Raw genomic sequence first — 20,711 nt, forward strand, 5'->3', positions numbered from 1 at the left:
TTCTGACAACTAAAATCCCCAGTCTACGACCCCCAATCACATCGCGGGAAGAATAGTGATGTCGCGCAAGCCGTTGTCTGCGCCTGTGATCCCGCCGATTTCGGTGGCAGCGCCGGTTTCGAGGTTGACGGTGTAAAGCGTGTTGCCGGCGGCCAGGTATGCGGTGTTCTTGCCGCCTTCCTCGCCGTGGATATCGAATGCGTAGGTTGCCGGCATGTCCTTGAGGCCGAGCTTGCCGATTGCCTTCAGTGTGCCGTCATTCGGCTTCGTCTGCTGAACCAGGGCGCGGATGGTCGCGTCGATATTGTACATGGCCGTCTTTTCCGGCTTGCCGATCGAGTTGGTATAGGCGGCGGCAACGATGTTTGGCGCTTCTCCCTTGTGCATGTCGCCATCTTCGAAAGCCAGTGTTCCATCAACCGTTACAGCGCCGGTGTCGGGATGCACGCGGTGATTGGTCGTGCCGGTCATGAAACGAAGACGATCCGCTGCTGGGTTGAAATCGACCACAACAGGCGCTTCGGTCATGGTCAGCATCTTGTCCATCTTGGCCACATCGGTTGCAGCACCTGTCTCAAGGTTGATGGAGACGATGCGGTGGTCCGGCGTTACACCGATGACAGTCTTGTTACCGGGGCGAAAATCGATGCCAATGAGCTTGTCGACGCCGGTGACATCCATTGTCTTTGTAACGGCAGGCTTGTCAGTGTCGAACATGACGAGCGTCTTGTCGCCGGTCAGCCCGAGGACCGGTGCTGAAACCGCGATGCTTGCCGATGCTGCGAAAGCGGCGGAGGCGATCAGAGTGGAGCGGATGATATTCATGGTGTTTCTCCCGTGCGTTGAACCGTTCGGAAGGCGTCCAGCGGTTGGTTTTCGACGCTTCCACAGTTCAAGACACCGGGCAGGGTGCATTTGGATGCAGACAGCGAAAAAATATTTGCGAGATGCATCCATATGCCGCCACGATGGGTATTATGCCCAAGTCGACCATGCTGGCGATCAGACGTTGAAAGGTTTCAAATGCAGATGGGCTCCGTGCCGGACGATCTACACAGGGCGCTCACAGCCTGCGCAAAAGGGGACAAAAACGCATTGCGTGCGATTTTCGATCGCGAGGCAGGCCGGCTGATTGCAGTGGCAGAGCGCATCGTCAAGCGCAGGGAACTGGCGGAAGAGGTGGTACAGGAGAGCTTCGTGCGCATCTGGACCCATGCGCACCAATACCGGGCAGATCAGGGGTCGGCGCGCGGCTGGATTTACGCGATCGTCAGAAACCGGGCGCTTAATCTTCTGCGCGACAGCAGGCGTGAACTCCCCGTGGAGGATGTTGAAACGCTCCGCGATGGCGCGCAGGCAGATGAAGTAATGGCCGCATGGCAGAAGCTTGATCGGAATTCACGCCTTTATGAATGTCTCGGCGGTCTTGAGGAGACAAAGAGACAGGGCATCCTGATGGCCTACGTGGCCGGATATTCCCACGGCGAAATCGCTGGCCGGTTGCGCATTCCGCTTGGAACGACGAAATCCTGGATCAGGCGCGGCCTTTCGGCGCTTCGGGAGTGCATGGCATGATGATGGAGCGCAAAGATATTCCCGCCATCGCCGATGACTATGTATTGGGCTTGCTGGAGACCTCCGAAGCTACGACTGTTGAGGCGGCAATGGAAACGGATGGCGAATTGCGGGTGGCAATCGCGGCCAGCCGTGAGCGTTTTCTCCCGCTCGATACCACCGTTGAGCCGGCAGCCATCAAGGGCGAATTGTGGAGCAACATCGAATCCCGCCTGCCGCTCCAGTCGAAATCCGCATCCCTCAAGCTCACCCACACGGCAAACGACAACAGCACAAACCGCTGGCGCGCCATTGCCGTGTCCGCCATTGCCGCAACCGTTGTGCTCGCCGCCGGCCTTACGTTTAGCCTGACACGGACAACGGAGCCGCTGGTGATCGCAGTCCTCGTCAACGAGACGGGTGAGGTTCAGGCCGTTGTTGAGGATTTTGGCAACGAAAGAGCAACCGTGCGGATGCTGGCCGATTTTGCAGTGCCTGGAGACAAGACGATCCAGGTATGGACATTGCCGTCCAAGGATGTTGGCCCGGTCTCGCTCGGCCTGATCGATGGCGTCCGTTCAGCGCGTCTCGATGGACCGGCTTTACCGACCCCGAGAAGCGACCAGCTCTACGAGATCACGCTTGAACAGGCAGGCGGATCACCAACAGGCAGGCCAACCGGCCCAATCTTGGCAAAGGGCTTCGCCCGAATGCCGCGATAGATCACCCAAAGGCAAAACCGATAAGATCGCGGCGAAATTTCCTTCGCCGCATTCTATTCGCCGGTTTCGGGAGCAACACCATCGTGCTGTCCCGAAACCGGCCGCAAACAATCAGGCAATCTGCTTATCAGGCGCCAAATGCGCCATCGATCGTGTGCATCGCGCCCGTCACAAAACCGGCTTCAGGCCCGGAAAGCCAGGCCACCATGCCAGCCACTTCCTCCGGCCGTCCATGGCGTTTGAGTGCCATGAAGCTGTGCATCAGGTCTTTCATCGGCCCGTTTTCCGGGTTCGCGTCGGTGTCGATAGGGCCGGGCTGCACAACGTTGATGGTGATGCCGCGTGGCCCGAAGTCGCGTGCCAAACCGCGCGCCAGCCCCTGCAAGGCCGATTTGGAAACGGCGTAAGAGGCCATGCCCGGCACCGGCATCCGATCTCCATTGACCGAGCCGATAACGATGATCCTGCCACCGTCAGGCATCTGCCGCGCCGCCTCCACAGAGGCGTGATAGGGCGTCTGGATGTTGATCTGAAACAGGCGGTCGATGGCATCAGGGTCCTGCTCGAGAGCATCGCCAAAAATGGCGATCCCGGAGTTCACGATCAATATGTCCAGAGGACCACTGTCACGCACGACGCGGATGACTTCGTCGCGGTTAGCACTGTCCGCCCGTATGGAAGTGCTGCCCGTCTCTTTCGCCAGCTCTTCCGCCGCACCTTGGGATGCGCCATAGGTGAACGTTACCTTTGCACCTTCGTCTGCAAACCGCCGCACGATGGCTGCGCCTATGCCACGGCTGCCGCCGAGAACCAGAACGGATTTTCCTTGAAACACGAGCACTCTCCATGACCTTGAAAATTAATTTAATGATCGATACATAAATACCGAATAACTCACTCGTCAAGATATTATGTAATGACCGATACAAAAAACATTCGCTCCCGCGGCCGTCCGCGCCGTTTTGATCCTGATCAGGCTGTGGCCACGGCCAAGCAGCTTTTCCACGCGCGTGGCTTTGATGCTGTGGGCGTCGCGGAGATTACCTCGGTGTTAGGCATCAACCCGCCAAGCTTTTATGCCGCTTTTGGCAGCAAGATGGGCCTCTACAAGAGGGTTCTTGGTCTCTATGCCGGAACGGAAGCAATTCCTCTTGCCGATATTCTGCGGCCGGATCGTGAGGTTGGCGAGTGCCTTGCATCGTTGCTCGAAGATGCGGCAAGACGCTATGCAGCTCATTCCGCAGCCCCTGGTTGCCTCGTTCTGGAAGGCACGCGCTGCGACGATGAAGAGGCGCGTGCCGCAGCCCGCGTTTTTCACACGGCGGCAGAGGGCGTGATCCGCTCCTATATTGCCGCGCGCCATCCGGAAGAGGCTGAGCGTCTGGCGGATTTCGTGAGTTCGACCATGGTCGGTCTCTCCGCCATGGCGCGGATTGGCCGCGACATAGAGCGACTCCTGAGTATTGCGCGCGTTGCGGGGGGAGCGGTGAAGCAGGAGCTTTCCGAGGTTTGAATCTCGGAGCAGTCTCAATACTTCTTATTAGTGATGGAAGCTGGCAGGTGTCGAAAACCCGGCTCATTCTCACCAGAGATCGATCAGGCCACCTGATGCTCCGTGCACGGGGTCGGTCGTCGGCTTTGGCAAAGACTTTATCTGTGCAAGCATCGCACTGGTTGGTGCAGACGTCTGAACATCGGCCTCCTGGCCGGGTGGATAAGCGCCGACAACCTGAAAATCCGCAGAGGATTTCAGCTTCATGTGGCCTGTGCCGGCTGGCAAGACCAGACAGTCACCTTGCGTAACGTGCAAGGTTTGCCCATCCGGCCCGCCAATCTGCAACGTCGCTTCACCGCCCCCCACGCCCAGAACTTCATGCGCGCCGCTGTGGTAATGGTGATAGGCAAACACACCATTGCGCCAGATGCCGCGCCATCCGTTTCGTGCGAACAGTGCCTCGAAAGCAGCGGAATCGAATGGCGAGCCGACGTGTCGATAGATGATGACAGGGAAGGTCTGGTTGTTGGGAACCTGATCGCCTGGATTTAAAGTGATTTTTTCAACTTTCATGTGAATGCTCCTGGCCATCTGTCGGGCCTGCCAAACCGTGTCTGGTTTGCTGCGCAGCCAGTGCTGGCGACCAGCCAATCTTCGTCCGCACTTCGGCGGAACTGGAGTGGCACCGGCAGATTTCCGCCACCGACACTCCTTCATGACCCTGCTTCAGAATGAACGTCTTCTGTGCGTCCGAAAACTGCGATGCTTTCATCGTCTTCCGTTCCTTTCCCAGCCAGGAAAATGCACCGGAACACTCTAACCAAAAACGGTCCAGTATGAAGGGTTCAGATCAACAGAGTGCCGTGTCCGTATCGAGGGGACCGGGAGGCGAAGGGCCGAAGGCGGTTCCTCTCGCCATAATCGACGCTAATCGTGCTACACGTCAGCGCCCTCTCTCCTATCACGCCACCTGTCTTGCTGACACCATCATCATATCGATATGGATATGCTCGAACGGGCAACTTAATGCACCGCGCTCGTCCTTCTCAATCAGTCCCAGCTCGACTAGCACCGCAGCATCTTCATGGACGCGCTTGACGTCCCGGTTCAGTCTGCGCGCAAGCTCTCGCACGCCAACCGTTCCACTTCCCAGAAGGACGTTCAGTAGTTCCCAACGACGCTCGGTGAGACGCGAAAAGAATGTGCCGGGTGTCTCAAAGTTTAGCGTTTCACCCTGATACTCACCGCTTTCGAGGCCAATAGCAGCGCGCTTACCTGCTACGCGTAATGCCGATTTCCAGTCGGCATTTGTCGTGATGGTCAAAGTTCTCATGACTGCCTCCGTTTTTCGACCTCAAATAAAAAGTCCTCAATCAGTTGGTGGATTGTTGTGAACCGGTAAGGAAACTCATGGCCGTCCAGATGTATGTGATCGCCTTTACCCCGCTCATTGTCGAAGCCCACAACCCTAATGCCGTTCTGGGCATAGACCATTCGATATTTGAACCCATGTTCGGTTGGGGGAACAGGCGTTGGAACTTTCCAAATAACGAACTGGATAATGCTGCCGTCGGCACCAACACTTTTGTGTTCTGTTATCGTGAGAGCCTTCTTGTTGTCTATAATGCCAACATCTTACGGTGTTGTCAATCTCGCCAACACTTGATTAATGAGCAAATCCAGCCGCAGCGGCGAGACGTTGCGGCGCGACGGCTATTTTGCTCAGCCGCCTCGGGGAACTGCTTCAGGTCGCCTCCGGTGTGACCACCCTATTCAGCATCATCGAGCACATCTGCTACCTCGTCGTCGCTGTGGTCATGGCTGTTTCCTGGTCGTGTGAGAGTGCGGTTACCGCAGAACGGATGACAGGAACTCGCGGGTCCGATCTTCCTTTGGTGCGCCGAAGATTTCTTCTGGCGTTCCTTGCTCACAAATACGCCCTTTGTCGAAGAAGCAGATCCGGTCCGACACTTCCCGAGCGAAACGCATCTCGTGGGTAACAAGTAACATGGTCAAATCGTGCTCGTGGGCCAGGCCACGGATGACGGAAAGCACTTCGCCGACCAGCTGGGGGTCTAGGGCGGAGGTTGGTTCGTCAAAAAGCAGGACACGCGGGCGCATGGCAAGAGAGCGGGCAATGGCGACACGCTGCTGCTGGCCGCCAGAAAGCTGCACTGGATAGTGATCCTTCTTGTCGGCCAGGCCGACCATCTTCAGGAGTTCGATTGCCCGTGTTTCTGCCTCCGGCCGGGCAATGCCCAGTACACGCACCGGCGCCTCCACGATGTTGCGCAGCACCGTCATATGAGGGAAGAGGTTGAAGCTCTGAAAAACCATGCCGACGTGGTTACGGATCTGGCGCAGGTGTTTTTCCGTGGCTTGGAAGGGGCCTTTGCCGCCGGCCTGATGGTAGGAAATGTCCGCCAGCGTCAACTTTCCCTCCTGGAACGGTTCCAGCGTCATGAGAATGCGCAGAACCGTCGACTTACCGGAGCCGGAAGGACCGATGAGAGTGACTTTTTCACCTTTTGCCACGCTGAAATTGAACTGGTCGAGGACCGTCAAAATGCCGAACCGCTTTGTGACATCGGAAAATTCGATCAGCGGTTGATTGGTATTGTTTGTCATCGCAAGGGTATTCCTGCTTTTGGAAGCGCCCTTTGCAGGCGGCTGAGGCCTGCTGAGCAGATTATGGTCAGAAGAAGGAAGATCAGGCCGACAAGCGTCAGCGGCACCAGATATTCGAAGGTGCGCTCGCCGATCATGTTTGCCAGCCCCATCATCTCTAGAACCGTGACGACGGAAAGCACCGGCGTTTCCTTGATCATGGCGACAAGATAGTTGCCCATGGCCGGAACTATGCGCGGGATGGCCTGCGGGATGATGATATCCCGATACGTCTGCATGCGCGTCAGATTAAGCGCAGTCGCGGCTTCCCACTGGCCATGATGTACCGCCTCCATGCCGCCGCGATAGACCTCAGACGTATAGGCGGCATATTGAAGGCCGAGCGCCAGCGCGCCGGTGAGAAACGCCGGCAGAACGATGCCGAATTCCGGAAGAACGTAATAGAGGAAGAAAAGCTGCACCAGAAGCGGAGTGTCGCGAAGGAATTCGACAACAACTGCGGTCGGCCATGAAATCAATTTCACCCGACTGCGGCGCAGCAGCGCAAAAACCAGCCCCAGAATAAGCGCGATGGCAAAGCCGGCGGCGGCTGCTTTCAGCGTTACCGTCAGGCCGATCAAAATGATGGGCAGGATCGAGGTCGTGTAGGTAATCCAGGTGGTCGTGTCCCATTCGTAACCATACATCATGACTGAATATCCTTACGAATGGCGAGTGCGCGGAAACACATTGCCGCGCCGCACGACATGTTCGATCACCCGGATGATGGCCATCAGGATCAGCGACATCGCGAAATAACAGAGGAGTGTGATCGAATAGATGCTGGTGCTATCCAGCGTCAGGTTGCGGATCGACTGTGCCGCGAAGGTGAGGTCGGCAATCGAGATCAGCGATACAAGTGAGGAAAGCTTCAGCGTTTCGATAGCCAGATTGCCGAAGGACGGCATCATCTCGACGATCGCCTGCGGCAAGGAAATGCGAAACAGCGTCTGCATCCGCGTGAAGTTCAGCGCTCGTGCGGCTTCCAGCTGCTGCACCGAAACGGAAGATAACGCGCCGCGAACGATCTCGGCGCCATACCCACCCGCATGGGCGGCGAGCACCATGACGCCGGTGGTGACCGGATCGAAACTCAGACCGACGAGCGGCAGCGCGTAATAGAACCAGAAAAGCTGGACCAGCAGCGAGGTGCCGCGAAACACCTCCGTGTAGCACAATGCGACAGTCGAGAGGATTGGTCCACCCTCGACGCGAAGAATGCCGAAGAAAAAGGCGAGTACCGTGCCGACAACAAGGGCTGCGAGCGTAATCGTCATGGTGACGACGGCGCCTTGCCACAACATCGGCAGGTAGGCGGTCATGTCCATCTGGAGTGTTCCCGAGTTCATGGTAATCGGCGCCCGGTAATGCCCGGGCGCCGGCTGGCGTCATTTTCCGGCGCAGAGATCGGCGACCTTCTTTTCGGCCGCTGCCGCGATACTCTGTTCGGAGAGGCCGTATTTTGCGAGGATTTTCTTGTAGTCTTCGGTCTTGCGGAATTCGACGAGCGCGGCGTTGAAGGCGTCACGTAATTCTTTGTCCTCCGGCCGGAAAGCGAAACCGCCGTAGTTGCGCACAGGCGCATCCTTCACGACAGGATCAACGAAGGGCTTCACCTGCTCGACATTAGCCTGGCCCTTGGCCAGTTCTGACACTGTCAGTTCCGTGGCGGCATAGGCATCGGCGCGGCTCTGGACAGTGGGGATGGCATCTGCATTGGCCGGGATGAAGACGATCTGATCTTCCTTGACGCCGACGGCGCGCAGGAAGTCTACATTGTTGGCGCCAGATACGACGGCGACCTTCAATGCAGGATCCTTGGCAATATCGGCATAGGTGGTCAGCTTTTTAGGATTTCCTTTCTTTACCAGCAGGCCTTCGCCATAGGACGAGTTCGGTTCGGTGAAGGCCACCTGCTTGCAGCGCTCGGGCGAAATGTTCTGTTCGGCGGCTGCGAAATCGAAGCGACGCGCCTTCAGCCCGGGGATCAGCGTGCCGAATGGGGTCACCGTCCAGTTGACCTCCTCGATGCCCATCGATTTCAGAACTGCATTTGCGACATCGGGGCCGATGCCGGCAGAGGTGCCGTCGGGCTGCATGTATGAATAGGGCACTTCATTGGCAGTCGCTGCGCGAATGTAGCCTTGCTTCTTCACCTCCTCGAGGGTGAGTGCGCTGACCGCTGTCACGCTGATCGAAAGAGCAAGGGCGGAAAGCCCGGCGAGTTTTGTCATATTCATGTTCTAACTCCTCTGGTTGGGTTGCGTGGTCCGTTTTCGGATCTCACTTCATTCTTCGGACTAGGTATTCTCCGTGACCGTGGCGATGACGGAAAGGCAGTCGCCGGCCTTGATGAGGCCGGGAACGTGGCGCGCTGCGAGCACGCCACTGATAGAGGCGCGGTATTCGACCGGCGCAAGACCGGTTTTTCCAACAGGGTAGACCCTAGCGATGGTTTCACCTGCCTTGACCGTGTCGCCGAGATCGCGGACGAAGACGACGAGCCCGTCATCTTCGGCAAAGGTGAAGCAGTCGCTGGAGGGCATATCCAGCCAGCGGCTCGGCGCCGGCACCGCGGCGCCGGTCAGGATGCCTGCATGGCGCAGCAGGTTGATGGTGCCTTTGCGGGCGATGTCGATCGATTTTGCGCTGGCCGTGCCCGCGCCGCCAAGCTCGGTGGTGACAAAGACCCTTCCCAGTTCCTCGGCCGTTGTGTCCAGCATGCCGACGGCGTCAATCTCCAGCATCTTCATCGAATAGGGGGCAGCAAAAGCTGCCACCGCCTCAAAGCACCGGGCTTCCTGTATCTTGTCGGGTAATTCGTGAGCGGCAGCGTAAGGCAGGAAATCAAGCGTCCTGCCGCCTGAATGAAAATCAAGAACGATATCCGCAAGCGGTAACAGATGGCGGGTCACGTAATCGGCGATCTTCTCCGTCACGGAACCGTCCGGACGACCGGGAAAGCTGCGATTGAGGTTCCCGCGGTCGATCGGCGAGGTGCGTGTTCCCGCGCGAAAGGCCGGATAGTTGAGTGCTGGCACGATGATGATACGCCCGCTGACGTCATCTGGATCGAGTGTGTGGGCAAGTTCGAAAAGTGCGGCCGGCCCCTCATATTCGTCGCCGTGATTGGCGCCGGTCAAAAGGGCTGTCGGCCCCTCGCCGTTGGCGATCACGCAGATCGGGATCATTACCGACCCCCATGCACTGTCATCGCGGCTGTATGGTAGCCGCAGATGACCGTGCTGCACGCCTTTCCTGTCAAAATCGACCGACGACGTGATAGGTGAGGGGCGTAGCGCGGTGCTTAACATCTCTCAGCCTTTCACGAACAGTTGCCGCGGCACATTGGAGAGGCATTCGACACCCGTTTCGGTAATGGCGATACTCTCGGTGATTTCGAGCCCCATGTCGTCCAGCCACAAACCGGTCATGAAATGGAACGTCATACCGGGCTTCAGCTCCGTGCGGTCGCCGGGGCGCAGGCTCATGGTGCGCTCGCCCCAGTCCGGCGGATAAGAGAGGCCGATGGGATAGCCGGTTCGGTTGTCCTTGATGATCCCGTATTTTTTCAGCACCGCGAAAAACCCATTGGCGATATCTTCGCAGGTATTGCCGGGTTTGGCAGCCGCAAGACCGGCCTCCATGCCCTCAAGCGTCGCCTTCTCCGCATCAAGGAACGCCTTCGTCGGCTTGCCGAGAAAGACAGTGCGAGAGAGCGGGCAATGATAACGGCGATAAGCGCCGGCGATTTCAAAGAAGGTGCCTTCGCCCAAGCGCATCGGCTTGTCGTCCCATGTCAGATGCGGAGCAGAAGCATCGGCACCCGACGGGAGCAACGGTACGATCGCGGGATAATCCCCGCCGAATTCCGCGGTGCCACGAATGCCGGCATCGTAGATCTCGGCGACGAGATCGCATTTGCGCATGCCCGGCTCGACTACGTCAACGATACGTTTGTGCATCAGCTCGACGATCTTGCCGGCCTTGCGCATATAGTCGAGTTCGGTCGGGCTTTTGACCGCGCGCTGCCAGTTTACAAGACCGGCGGCATCCTTGAAGCGGGCGTTCGGCAGATGTTTCCGCAAGGATGCAAAGGCAGCAGCCGAGAAATAATAATTGTCCATCTCGACGCCGATCGACAGGCCTGACCAGCCCCGGTCATCGACGATCTTCGCCAACAGATCCATCGGATGCCGTTCGGTCGATTGAACGTAGTGGTCAGGATAACCGATGATGTTGTCCTGGGCGAGGTAGGCGGTGCGCTTGGCGCCATTGGCATCCTGCTTGCGGCCATACCAGATCGGCTCGCCTTGCGGCGGCACCAGCACGCATTGGTGGACATAGAAGGACCAGCCGTCATAGCCCGTCAGCCAATGCATGTTGGATGGGTCGGTGACGACAAGCAGGTCGATGCCTGCCTTTTCCATGGCGTCGCGGGTTTTGGACAGGCGCGCGGCATATTCCTCGCGCGTAAAGTTCAGCGTTACGCTCACGCTGCGTCTCCCATTTTCACACTGTTTTCGATGATTTGGCCGCTGCCGCCGTCTTTTGCGCGGGTAAACGCGAGATTGGCGATGGCGGTGTCCTGCACTCCGGTGCCGGTCAGATCGGCAAAGGTGATGTCGTCCCTCGATACGCGACCGCGTGTCTTGCCAGCGATGACAGCACCGAGCTCGGTGAATTCTTGATCCTGCGTTACAGGCCCCGCGGCGATAGCGTGGTGCAATTCACCGAGAATTCGGGTCTGCGAAAGCCGGTCTGCGATATAGCGCGCCCTGGAAAATACGGCCGGATCGATCTCGTTCTTGTGTTCGGCATCCGATCCCATGGCCGTCAGATGCTGGCCTTCTTCAAGCCAGCCGGCAAACAGGATCGGCTTTTCGGCTGGCGTCGTGGTCACGACGATGTCGGCGCCCCGGACAGCGGTCTGCGGATCGGCCGCGGCGATGACCTCGATACCGTGTTGGCGGGCCAGATCGCCTGCGAGCCCCTCGGCCTTCTGATGGTCACGAGCCCAGATGCGTGCGGATTGAATGGGTCGCACCAGTTTCAGCGCATCGAACTGCAGACGGGCTTGCATGCCCGCTCCGAAAATTGCTGCGACGGAAGCATCTTCACGGGCGAGATGCCGTGCTGCGACCGCCCCGGCTGCGGCGGTACGCACATCTGTGAGGTAGCCGTTATCGAGAAGAAGGGCCTCCACCAGTCCGGTCCTTGCGCTGAAGAGGATCATCAGCCCGTTGAGGCTCGGCAGACCGAGTTTGGGATTGTCGAAAAAGCCGGGGCTGACCTTGATGGCGAAACCGTCAAAACCCGGCACATAAGCCGTCTTTACATCCACCTCGCCACGAAACTCTGGTATATCGAGCCGCAAGATCGGCGGCATGGCGACCGCTTCCGTTGCGAGCGCTGCAAAGGCCTGCTCCACGCACTCGACTGCCGACAGGTCGAGCTTCACGACAGCGCGCAGATCTTTTTCGGTTAGGATGGTGATTTGGCTCATGCGGCAGGCCCTTCGATGATCGTCTTGTGAACCGCCGGATCGATATTTCCACCCGACACGATGATCGCGGTTGGGCCGGTGATGTCCACCTTGCCGAAGAGGATCGCCGCGAAACCGACTGCGCCGGCACCCTCGACCGTCAGACCTTCTTCATGCGTCGCATGGCGGATGCCGGCTGCGATCTCTTCCTCGGATACCAGCACGATCTCGTCGAGAAGAGATTGGCAGAGCGCAAATGTGATCCGGTTTTTCAATCCAATCCCCCCTCCCAGCGAATCCGCCAGCGTTTCTTCTTCCTGGATGGTGACGGGCCGCCCGGCAGTGACTGACGCATGCATGGCCGCGCCCCGCTGCATGGAAACGCCGATGACACGTGCCTCCGGCGTCAGCGCCTTCACCGCAACGGCGATACCGCCCGCAAGGCCACCGCCCGATAGAGGAACGAGAATTGTCTCCAGTTCAGGCATGTTTTCGACGGCCTCGAGGCCGATAGTGCCCTGGCCGGCCACGACGTCGGCGTGATCGAAAGGCGGGATAGCGGTCAGGCCTCTGCTTTTGGTCAGGCGCTCCACTTCCTCCTGCGCATCATCCTGTGATCTGCCGACAATCCGGATTTCCGCGCCGAGCGCGCGGATCGCCTCCACCTTGTTTGCCGGCACCAGCGCCGACATGCAGATTGTGGCGGGGATGCCGAGTTTGTCTGCGGCATAGGCCACCGCCCGGCCATGATTGCCCGTCGAGGCGGTGACGAGGCCACGCTGGCGCGTCGTATCGTCTAGCGAGAGAATGGCGTTCATCGCGCCGCGCAGTTTGAAGGCGCCGATGGGCTGAAGGGTTTCAAGTTTGAGATGAACGGGATGACCACAGCGCTCAGAGAGAAAGTCCGAGCGAACCAGCGGTGTGCGCTCCACCTGTCCCGCAAGCCGCGCCGCTGCTCGCTTTATCGCGGCCAGTGAGACTGGAAGCAAGTTGTCGGGGGCGGATATGGACAGGTTTTCGCTCTTCATGATTGTCATGTTGAGAGCGAAATAAAATCATGTCAATTACTATATTGTAATGATTCAATGATTTTTGGCTGGCAACCTCAGCCGATTGACCCGATATCGTAGACCGGCGGCAGTTGCTCGAATGTCTGCCGCACAGTGGTCAAAGCCCTGGCGAGGCTTGCATGATTGAGGCGGCCGCCGAGGCATATGCGAATGCCGCCGCCATGGCTAGGACCGGCAATAAATGGTTCTGACGGAGTTACCGCGACGTTCTGGTTCGTGAGCGCGCGCACCAGGCCGTCCTCCGTCCAGCGCTGGGGAACCTTCAGCCAAGCGCAGAGGGAGAGGGGGTGGGTCGACCCTATATGGTGGCCCAGTATGTCCATGGCGATTTTCTGCCGCGCACGGGCCTCGGTGCGCTGGACATCCAGCAGCAGCCGTGCCGTTCCGTTTTCGACCCAACGGGTAGCGATCTCGGCCGTGAGATATGTCCCGCTCCAGCTCGACACACGCAGGATGGAGGCGGCGCGGATGGAATAGGCGGGTGGCACGACGAGATAACCGACGCGCAGCCCTGTCAACACTGTCTTGGTGAAGCTGGTGACGAAGAAGCCGAGATCAGGCAGCATTTCGGTGATGGATGGCAGATCATCCTCAATCATCGGACGGTAGACCTCGTCCTCGATGACAAAAATGCCGTACCGCTCGGCAATTGCGGCGATGGCCTGCCTTCGCGCTGCGCCCGACACATGCCCGGTCGGGTTGTTAAGCGTGGGAATGAGCACCAGAGCGCGGACACCTCCGGCTGCGCAGGCGGCCTCCAGCGCTTCGGGCAAAATGCCTTCTTCGTCGGTGGGTAAGCCCTTTAGGCTGAAGCCGAGGATATTAGACAGGCCGATAATGCCGTGGTCGGTCAGGTTTTCACAGAGCACCACGTCGTTAGAGCGGATAATGCAGCTCAGAGCGAGAAAAATGCCGTGCGCCGCGCCATTGGTGACAAGAATGCGTTCCGGACCGGCTGTCACGCCCATCATGCCAAGCCATGTTCTGGCCGTTTCGCGATGGCTGTCGAGCCCCGCGACCGGCCGGCAGGGGCGCATAAAGCCAGAATTGTCACCATCGGCCATCTCGCGAAGAATGGCGCGCGAGGCATTTTCATGGTCATCGAGATAAACGCCGCGGATGATGGATAGATCAAGCACCTCGGTTGGGCTGTGATCAAGCATCATGCGACCCGCCCGCTCCGTCACCCGCGTCTTCACGAAGGTTCCGCGGCCAATTTCACCGCTGAGATAACCAAGCCGCTCCGCCTCCTTGTAGGAAAGGCTGACCGTCTGGACAGAAAGGCCGAGTTCGCGGGCCAGATCGCGGTGTGTCGGCATGCGGTCCATCGGCTTCAGAACGCCGGCGTCGATATCAGCAATGATGCGTTCTGTCAGTGCGGAATGTTTCGTTTCGCCTTTCTGCTTAGCCAGCGTCGGTCGCCATGCCACCGGTCTCGTTGGGGAAACTGGATCTGGGCTGGGTGTATTGGCTTGACGACGCATGAAATTGTCTCGTTTTCGACGAAGGTAATTTCATGACATTATGCATGCTTCTATGAAAAGATGAAGCCTTATGCAGCGTAGACAGCAACTGCGCTGCAAAGAGGCGCAGTTGCTGTCGAAATGAGCAGCATTTGCGACGTTGAAAACTGAAGCTGCCGATCAGATTTTCTCGCCGGCCTGGACCAGATCATCCATGACACTGCGGACAGCGGCTTCAGCGATGGCGATGATCTCGTCGACCTCCTCCCGGGTCGTAACGAGCGGCGGTGCAAAGCCCAGAATATCGCCATGCGGCATGGCGCGTGCTATGAGACCGCCGTTGCGCGCTGCCTTGGAAACGCGTGCACCCACAGTGAGTTGAGGGGCAAAACGCGTCTTTTTTTCCCGGTCAGCCACGAATTCGATAGCGCCCATCAGTCCCACTCCGCGCACCTCGCCGACGATCGGAAGCTGTGCGAACTTCGCCTTCAGTTGTTCCTGGAAATAGCTGCCAACGGCTCGTGCATTGCCTGGCAGGTCTTCCTTTTCGACGATGTCGAGCACGGCGTTTGCAGCCGCCGCTCCGATAGGATGGCCGGAATAGGTGTAGCCGTGGGAGAAGGCGCCGACGCGATCCGCGCCTTCTTCCATCACCTTGTAGACTTTCTCCCCGACGATAGCGCCGGAAAGCGGGAAATAGGCCGAGGTCAGGCCTTTAGCGACGGTGATCAGATCCGGCTCAATGCCATAATGCTGTGAACCAAACAAAGAACCCGTGCGGCCGAAGCCGGTAATAACCTCATCGGCAATCAACAGGATATCGTATTTTTTGAGAACCTCCTGAATGGCCGGCCAGTAACCTTCCGGCGGCGGTGTGATACCGCCCGTTCCGAGCACCGGCTCGGCGATGAATGCACCAATCGTGTCCGGTCCTTCGCGCAGAATAAGCGCGTCCAGCTCTTCCGCGCGCCGCCTCGAAAATTCCATCTCCGTCTCACCGGCTTCTGCGCCCCAATAGTGATGCGGAACGCCTGTATGCAGGATGCCGGCCCGTGGAAGGTCCATATGGTCGTGATAAAAACTCATGCCGGTCATTGAGCCGGAAACCACGCTGCAGCCGTGATATCCCCGTTCGCGGGAGATGATTTTCTTCTTTTGCGGCTTGCCGCGCAGATTGTTGTAATACCAAACGAGCTTGGCCTGTGTCTCGTTGGCGTCTGACCCTGACATGCCGTAGAAGACCTTGCTCATTTTCCCTGGTGCCATTCTGACGAGGCGATCGGAAAGGATGGCCAGCTCATCCGTCGTGTGGGCGGCATAGGAATGATAATAGGCAAGGCGGTAGGCCTGGCGTGAAATCGCCTCAGCCACCTCGGTACGTCCATAACCGACATTAACGCAATAAAGACCGGCGAAACCGTCGATCAACTGCTTGCCGTGCGCGTCCTGAATGCGGATGCCCTTGCCGGTTTCGACAATGGTGGGCTCGCCGAGTTTGCCGCTGGCAAAATCCTTGAGCTGCGTGAAAGGGTGCAAAACGGCGTTTCGATCCATTTCCGCAATATTCTTGACGTCGATTGTCATAGGCGAGTTCCTTTTCACGCAGCTAAGTTGCCGAAGCAGACATATTTGGGTTCGAGATATTCCATGAGACCATGACGCGAGCCCTCACGACCAAGGCCGGACTGTTTCCAGCCGCCGAAGGGAACGGGCGCGCCGGTAAATTTCGGCGTGTTGACGGCTACCATGCCATATTCCAGTTGATGCGTCAGACGCATCGCCCGGCCGAGATCGTTGGTGTAGAGATAGGCCGCAAGCCCCATCTCCGTCGAGTTGGCGCGTCGCACGACCTCCCGCTCGTCATCGAATGGCAAGATCGCGGCCACAGGACCGAAGGTCTCCTCCCGCGCGATCAGCATGTCGTCCGTGACATCGGCCAGCACGGTCGGGGTGACAAAATTGCCGCCGAGCGGACTGTCCTGCCCGCCGCAGATGAGCTGTGCACCGGCAGAGAGGGCCTGCGCGATTTGCTTGCGGCACTTTTCAGCGACGGAGGGGCGTGTCATCGGCCCTATATCGATGCCAGCCTCGAAACCGTGGCCGACCTTGAGTTCGGCACTTGCCTTGCCGAACTGACTGACGAAGCGGTCATAAATACCTCGCTGGACGTAAATCCGGTTGGCAGCGAGGCAGTCCTGCCCCGATGTTGCGAATTTCGCCCCGATGCAACCTTTTACGGCTTTGGAGACATCGGCGTCGTCGAACAGGATGAAGGGCGCGTGACCTCCAAGTTCCAGCGAGGCCCTCTTGATGGTCGCCGCCGATTGCGCCAGCAAAATACGACCGATTTCAGTCGAGCCGGTAAAGGAAAATGCGCGCACATCGGTGTGTTGCAACAGGCGATGCGCAAGTGGTGCGGCGTGACCAGTGATGACCTGGAATACGCCGGCGGGCATTTCAGCTTCCTCAGCGAGCTTTGCCAAAGCGAGCGCCGAGAGGGGTGTTTCAGGCGCCGGTTTGACGATCATTGTGCAGCCAGCGGCAAGCGCTGCGCCCGCTTTGCGGGTGATCATAGCAGAGGGAAAGTTCCACGGCGTGATGGCCACGGTGACGCCTAGCGGCTGCATCTGGACCGAGACACGGCTGTCGGGCAAATGGCTCGGTATCGTCTCGCCGTAGGCGCGCTCGCCTTCGCCGGCAAACCAATCAAGGAAATTGGCAGCGTAAGCAATTTCACCAAGCGATTCCGAGAGTGGTTTGCCCTGTTCGGCCGTCATTATGACGGCGAGATCATGCGCGTTGTTGCGCATCAACTTGCCCCATTCGCGCAAGATCTGCCCGCGTTCGGTTGGAAGTTTGTCGCGCCAATCTGGAAAGGCATTTTTCGCGGTACTGACGGCATCATCCGCATCCTCAAGCGAACATGCCGCCACACCGATGAGATCTTCTCCGGTCGCCGGATCAATGACACTGAGCGTTTCATCGCGAGCAGCCCAACTGCCATGGAGAAAAGCGCGTCGCTCGATCAAATCGGGCCGCCGCAGGTTTTTTAATGCAGTGCTTGCAATACTTCTCATATGGAGCTCCCGGTAGATTTACAGGGAGACTAATCAAGCGCATTGAGCGGTTGACTGCGTTAATTATATCGTTCAAGCCGGAATTTCGCTTATTTTAGGTTCCGTACGCAGGATTTGTGCATGAATACTCTCGATAGAGCGGACAAGGCGTTGCTTGAGGCCGTTCAAAAAAACAATCGCCTTACGTCGGAAGAGCTGGCGCAACTCGTCAATCTTTCACCGACCGCATGCCAGCGGCGCCTCAAACGTCTGCGCGAAGATGGCGTCATCGAAGCGGATGTCGCCATCGTGTCGCCGAAGGCCGTTGGGCGCGGCATTACCATGATCGTGCTCGTTTCACTGGAGCGCGAACGCGCCGATATTGTCGATCGCTTCAAGGCGGCCATCCGCGCGACCCGGGAAGTGATGATCGGATATTATGTGACGGGAGATGCCGACTTCATTCTGGTCATCACCGCCAAGGACATGGAGGACTATGAGGCCTTTACCCGGCGGTTCTTTTACGAAAACCACGATATCAAGGGCTTCAAGACCATGGTCGTCATGGACCGGGTAAAGGCCGGATTTTCCTTTCCGATCGAGGTTTGACGACTTGCGGTTCACAGATCTCGCCACTAGACGTCCGGGGTGGTTGAAAAGGCTGATGAGTGTTTCCTGAGACCTTTCTACCCATCCAGACCTCGCAGTTAACCCTTCGCCGTTTTGAGCCTACGGATTTCGACGCCTATGCCACGTATCACAGGCGCGGCGACGTCTATCGTTTCCTGTACGCCTCGCGGAAAAATTGACCCTGGTTGGGGCAGGTTAACACGCTGATCAATTTGCCGTTTCTTCGGCGTGGCGGGGGTCAGCCTCTCGCGCCATGGAGGGGTCAAATCCCACGCTGAAACACATTTCAGGCTGTTAAAGAGCGTAGCCGCTTGACCGTAACGGAGCGGCTTTCCTCGCTGGCGGAGGATATGCGCGATGGCTATCAACAAGGTTTCAGTGCCGGTCTCAGCAATCTGGCCAGCGTGGCCGGGCGAACCATGGTGCTGGAGCGAACGATGAAGGTGCCGCGAAACATCGTCTGGAAAGCCTGGATGAACAAAGAGGCGCTGCCACAATGGCGGGGTCCTGACGGCTTTTCCCGCCGCATGAAGAGCATTGACCGGCGGACCGGCGGCGCATGGGTCTTTGACATGATCGGCCCTGGCGGAACAGTCTTTCCGAACCATCATCGTTATGTCGAGGTCCGGTCCGAAGAGAGGATCGCCTATACGCTGCTATGGGGCGAAAACGGGCCACAACATGCCGATGCGTGGGCCTGAAGATCAGGATGGCACGACGAAAGTTGTGCTGGGCATGGTGTTCTGCACGGAAGCCGAGTTCCAGCGAGCGAAGGGTTTCGATGCCGTGGAACTGGGTCAGCAAACGCTGGCCAGGCTGGAGCGCTTTGACTCCTCAGCAGCGATCCTATCGCCTTGAAAAAGTTGTTCCGCGCTGTACACAGCAACTGGACCCGTTTGAGCCGCGCCAGGGAAGCTCGATAAAATCATCAGAACCAGTGCGGGGTGGCGGAGATCGTGGGAAAGCCACGCGAACGCCAAAACAAGCGGCTGCAATTAGAGGCGAGTTCCTTGATAAGGAAACGGCTTCCATCGGCTCAACGGGTTTTTGTCAACTGTGTATATGGGAGCACGTTTGCTGCGGCAGACAGTCTTTTTCTGTCGGTGATGGCATTCCAACGATGTAAACAGGAAACAAGTGCTCGGGATCGTTTTGAGGGCGGGCTGATTTCGGCGCTGCGGGATTGTTGAAAGCCTTGGCTCCTGCATGCGGTTTGGAGAAGCCAATTGCCGCCACCGGAGTCGTTGTCCTGCTTATTTCTCATCGGTGCATTCTAGGAGTTTGCTTCGGCCGGATCCAAAAAGGTTGCGGAATGGTCACACCCTTTCTTTCGACAGAAGGTTTTCCATAAATTGCAACCGCTAAAGTTGTTGCGATGACGTGTCGGGATGATATCTCTGCGTCAGGTTGAATCATTGAGGGGACGAGGGATGAAAAAGTTGGGGGCGATTTTGCTGATGGCTCTTCTGAGCGCATGTGCAAAGCCATCTGACGGACCGACCGCAGGCAATATCCGGTCTGCGACTTTACCGCGAACCAACGAGAAAATCCCCGTCATCGAGCTGGCTAACGCATCGGCAGCCACGGTTTCCGCCGCAAGCACACAGAACGCCTCCGGGCCCGGCCTTACCGCGCTTCGCAACACCGGTTACAACTCCCAGAGATTGCGGCGCGGCGACGTTATCGACATTACCGTGCTGGATACGGGAGAAGACGGACTTTTCTCCCCGACACAGAGCAAGACGCTTAATCTCGGCCGCTTTACAGTGGATCAGAGCGGCTCGGTGAATATTCCATTTGTTGGCAAACAGAGAGTTGTTGATTCCACACCGGAAGGGCTGCAATCGCAGGTCGTTGCCGGCCTCAAGGGGTCGGCCGTGAATCCGCAGGCCGTCGTTACTGTCGTTGATAAGCCGACGAGCGCCGTCATGCTCAGCGGCGCGGTGAAAAATCCCGGAAAGATCGTGCTCACCGCCCGGCAGGAGCGGGTGCTCGATGCGCTCAATCAAGCAGGTGGCCCTACTGTCGCTGCGGGCGCGGCCACGGTCACCGTCGTTCGCGGCTCGCAAAGGGCCAGCGTGCCTCTTGACCGCGTCATGCGGGAAGACCGTCAGAACATCCGCCTGTCACCGGATGATCAGATCATGATCGATGGCGACGCGGCGAGCTACACCGCACTCGGTGCCTTCAAGAGTGCCGGTGAATTCCAGTTTGAAGCCGGAAAGCTGACCCTTGCGCAGGCCGTCGGCCGCGCCGGTGGCTTGCTGGATGACCGCGCAGACGCGCGCAATGTCTATGTCTTCCGCAATGAGATTGTTCAGGTTCAAGCCGCAAGGATACCGGGCGCGAAAGGCCCGGTCGCGACGGCCACGACCATGCGGCCTGTGATATATCACGTCAACATGCGCGACGCTTCCAGCATCGCACTCATGCAGCTCTTCCAGATGCAGAAGGGCGATGTGCTCTATGCCAGCAACGCGCCGCTGGTGGATTCCGCCAAGCTGCTGACCGTGTTCCAGAAGAGTGTGCCGACTGCGGCGGCGCCGCTTCCCGGCGGCGGCAACTGACC

Annotated in this window: 21 protein-coding genes and 1 pseudogene; 6 read left to right on the forward strand and 16 right to left on the reverse strand. The window is 58.2% G+C overall.

Annotation, left to right across the window (positions count from 1 at the left end; translation table 11 throughout):
* Positions 1 to 36: 36 nt before the first annotated feature.
* A complete protein-coding gene (locus F617_RS0122150) occupies positions 37 to 825 on the reverse strand; it encodes a DUF4394 domain-containing protein (protein ID WP_019566760.1) in 789 nt (262 codons plus the stop codon).
* Between the two features lie 204 nt (positions 826 to 1,029).
* On the opposite strand from F617_RS0122150, the gene F617_RS0122155 reads away from it, so the two are divergent.
* Together F617_RS0122155 and F617_RS0122160 are read left to right on the forward strand one after the other, a co-directional pair.
* Positions 1,030 to 1,575 (forward strand): sigma-70 family RNA polymerase sigma factor, encoded by a 546-nt coding sequence (locus F617_RS0122155; protein WP_025594844.1) that lies wholly within the window; start codon positions 1,030 to 1,032, stop codon positions 1,573 to 1,575.
* On the forward strand, positions 1,572 to 2,276 hold the full coding sequence (locus F617_RS0122160; protein WP_019566761.1) for a VirB8/TrbF family protein: 705 nt from the start codon (positions 1,572 to 1,574) through the stop codon (positions 2,274 to 2,276). Before F617_RS0122155 ends, F617_RS0122160 begins: the two co-directional genes overlap by 4 nt.
* 127 nt (positions 2,277 to 2,403) lie before the next feature.
* Here F617_RS0122160 and bdcA read toward each other — a convergent pair whose 3' ends face one another.
* Positions 2,404 to 3,111 (reverse strand): SDR family oxidoreductase, encoded by a 708-nt coding sequence (bdcA, locus tag F617_RS0122165; protein ID WP_019566762.1) that lies wholly within the window; start codon positions 3,109 to 3,111, stop codon positions 2,404 to 2,406.
* 81 nt (positions 3,112 to 3,192) lie between these two features.
* On the opposite strand from bdcA, the gene F617_RS0122170 reads away from it, so the two are divergent.
* Positions 3,193 to 3,789, forward strand: a complete 597-nt coding sequence (locus tag F617_RS0122170) for a TetR/AcrR family transcriptional regulator (protein WP_019566763.1) — start codon at positions 3,193 to 3,195, stop codon at positions 3,787 to 3,789.
* Between the two features lie 69 nt (positions 3,790 to 3,858).
* Here F617_RS0122170 and F617_RS0122175 read toward each other — a convergent pair whose 3' ends face one another.
* The 14 genes from F617_RS0122175 to F617_RS0122245 form a co-directional block, all read right to left on the reverse strand.
* Positions 3,859 to 4,344 (reverse strand): hypothetical protein, encoded by a 486-nt coding sequence (locus F617_RS0122175; RefSeq protein ID WP_013761016.1) that lies wholly within the window; start codon positions 4,342 to 4,344, stop codon positions 3,859 to 3,861.
* A 388-nt stretch (positions 4,345 to 4,732) separates the two neighbouring features.
* Complete coding sequence (locus F617_RS0122185) at positions 4,733 to 5,104, reverse strand: hypothetical protein (RefSeq protein ID WP_013761014.1); 372 nt, start codon at positions 5,102 to 5,104, stop codon at positions 4,733 to 4,735.
* Positions 5,101 to 5,397 carry a DUF6516 family protein gene (locus tag F617_RS28925; protein WP_309583004.1) on the reverse strand — a complete coding sequence of 99 codons (297 nt, stop codon included), beginning with the start codon at positions 5,395 to 5,397 and terminating at the stop codon, positions 5,101 to 5,103. The genes F617_RS0122185 and F617_RS28925 overlap by 4 nt, the downstream gene beginning before the upstream one ends.
* Before the next feature lie 222 nt (positions 5,398 to 5,619).
* Positions 5,620 to 6,399 (reverse strand): ectoine/hydroxyectoine ABC transporter ATP-binding protein EhuA, encoded by a 780-nt coding sequence (gene ehuA / locus F617_RS0122195; RefSeq protein WP_019566765.1) that lies wholly within the window; start codon positions 6,397 to 6,399, stop codon positions 5,620 to 5,622.
* Positions 6,396 to 7,088 carry an ectoine/hydroxyectoine ABC transporter permease subunit EhuD gene (gene ehuD, locus F617_RS0122200; protein ID WP_004431448.1) on the reverse strand — a complete coding sequence of 231 codons (693 nt, stop codon included), beginning with the start codon at positions 7,086 to 7,088 and terminating at the stop codon, positions 6,396 to 6,398. Before ehuD ends, ehuA begins: the two co-directional genes overlap by 4 nt.
* Positions 7,089 to 7,100: 12 nt before the next feature.
* Positions 7,101 to 7,766, reverse strand: coding sequence for an ectoine/hydroxyectoine ABC transporter permease subunit EhuC (ehuC, locus tag F617_RS0122205; protein ID WP_019566767.1), 666 nt, complete (start codon positions 7,764 to 7,766; stop codon positions 7,101 to 7,103).
* Between the two features lie 60 nt (positions 7,767 to 7,826).
* A complete protein-coding gene (gene ehuB / locus F617_RS0122210) occupies positions 7,827 to 8,678 on the reverse strand; it encodes an ectoine/hydroxyectoine ABC transporter substrate-binding protein EhuB (protein WP_019566768.1) in 852 nt (283 codons plus the stop codon).
* 60 nt (positions 8,679 to 8,738) lie between these two features.
* A complete protein-coding gene (gene doeB, locus F617_RS0122215; protein ID WP_013761011.1) occupies positions 8,739 to 9,752 on the reverse strand; it encodes a N(2)-acetyl-L-2,4-diaminobutanoate deacetylase DoeB in 1,014 nt (337 codons plus the stop codon).
* A 3-nt stretch (positions 9,753 to 9,755) separates the two neighbouring features.
* Positions 9,756 to 10,934, reverse strand: a complete 1,179-nt coding sequence (gene doeA, locus F617_RS0122220) for an ectoine hydrolase DoeA (protein WP_019566770.1) — start codon at positions 10,932 to 10,934, stop codon at positions 9,756 to 9,758.
* The gene (gene eutC, locus F617_RS0122225) at positions 10,931 to 11,944 is read right to left on the reverse strand and encodes an ectoine utilization protein EutC (RefSeq protein WP_019566771.1); all 1,014 of its coding nucleotides are present in this window, start codon (positions 11,942 to 11,944) and stop codon (positions 10,931 to 10,933) included. Before eutC ends, doeA begins: the two co-directional genes overlap by 4 nt.
* Complete coding sequence (gene eutB, locus F617_RS0122230) at positions 11,941 to 12,960, reverse strand: hydroxyectoine utilization dehydratase EutB (RefSeq protein ID WP_026331015.1); 1,020 nt, start codon at positions 12,958 to 12,960, stop codon at positions 11,941 to 11,943. Before eutB ends, eutC begins: the two co-directional genes overlap by 4 nt.
* 68 nt (positions 12,961 to 13,028) lie before the next feature.
* Complete coding sequence (locus tag F617_RS0122235) at positions 13,029 to 14,477, reverse strand: PLP-dependent aminotransferase family protein (protein WP_034502451.1); 1,449 nt, start codon at positions 14,475 to 14,477, stop codon at positions 13,029 to 13,031.
* A 159-nt stretch (positions 14,478 to 14,636) separates the two neighbouring features.
* Complete coding sequence (locus F617_RS0122240) at positions 14,637 to 16,040, reverse strand: aspartate aminotransferase family protein (protein WP_019566774.1); 1,404 nt, start codon at positions 16,038 to 16,040, stop codon at positions 14,637 to 14,639.
* Between the two features lie 14 nt (positions 16,041 to 16,054).
* The gene (locus F617_RS0122245; RefSeq protein ID WP_019566775.1) at positions 16,055 to 17,533 is read right to left on the reverse strand and encodes an NAD-dependent succinate-semialdehyde dehydrogenase; all 1,479 of its coding nucleotides are present in this window, start codon (positions 17,531 to 17,533) and stop codon (positions 16,055 to 16,057) included.
* 120 nt (positions 17,534 to 17,653) lie between these two features.
* On the opposite strand from F617_RS0122245, the gene F617_RS0122250 reads away from it, so the two are divergent.
* From F617_RS0122250 to F617_RS0122260, 3 genes and pseudogenes are all read left to right on the forward strand, one after another.
* A complete protein-coding gene (locus F617_RS0122250) occupies positions 17,654 to 18,121 on the forward strand; it encodes an Lrp/AsnC family transcriptional regulator (protein ID WP_019566776.1) in 468 nt (155 codons plus the stop codon).
* Between the two features lie 305 nt (positions 18,122 to 18,426).
* Positions 18,427 to 19,000 (forward strand): annotated as a pseudogene (locus F617_RS27265) (SRPBCC domain-containing protein); the annotation flags it as partial.
* A 572-nt stretch (positions 19,001 to 19,572) separates the two neighbouring features.
* Positions 19,573 to 20,709, forward strand: coding sequence for a polysaccharide biosynthesis/export family protein (locus F617_RS0122260; protein ID WP_019566777.1), 1,137 nt, complete (start codon positions 19,573 to 19,575; stop codon positions 20,707 to 20,709).
* Positions 20,710 to 20,711: the final 2 nt, after the last annotated feature.

The organism is Agrobacterium sp. 10MFCol1.1 (assembly GCF_000381165.1).
GTDB lineage: Bacteria > Pseudomonadota > Alphaproteobacteria > Rhizobiales > Rhizobiaceae > Agrobacterium > Agrobacterium tumefaciens.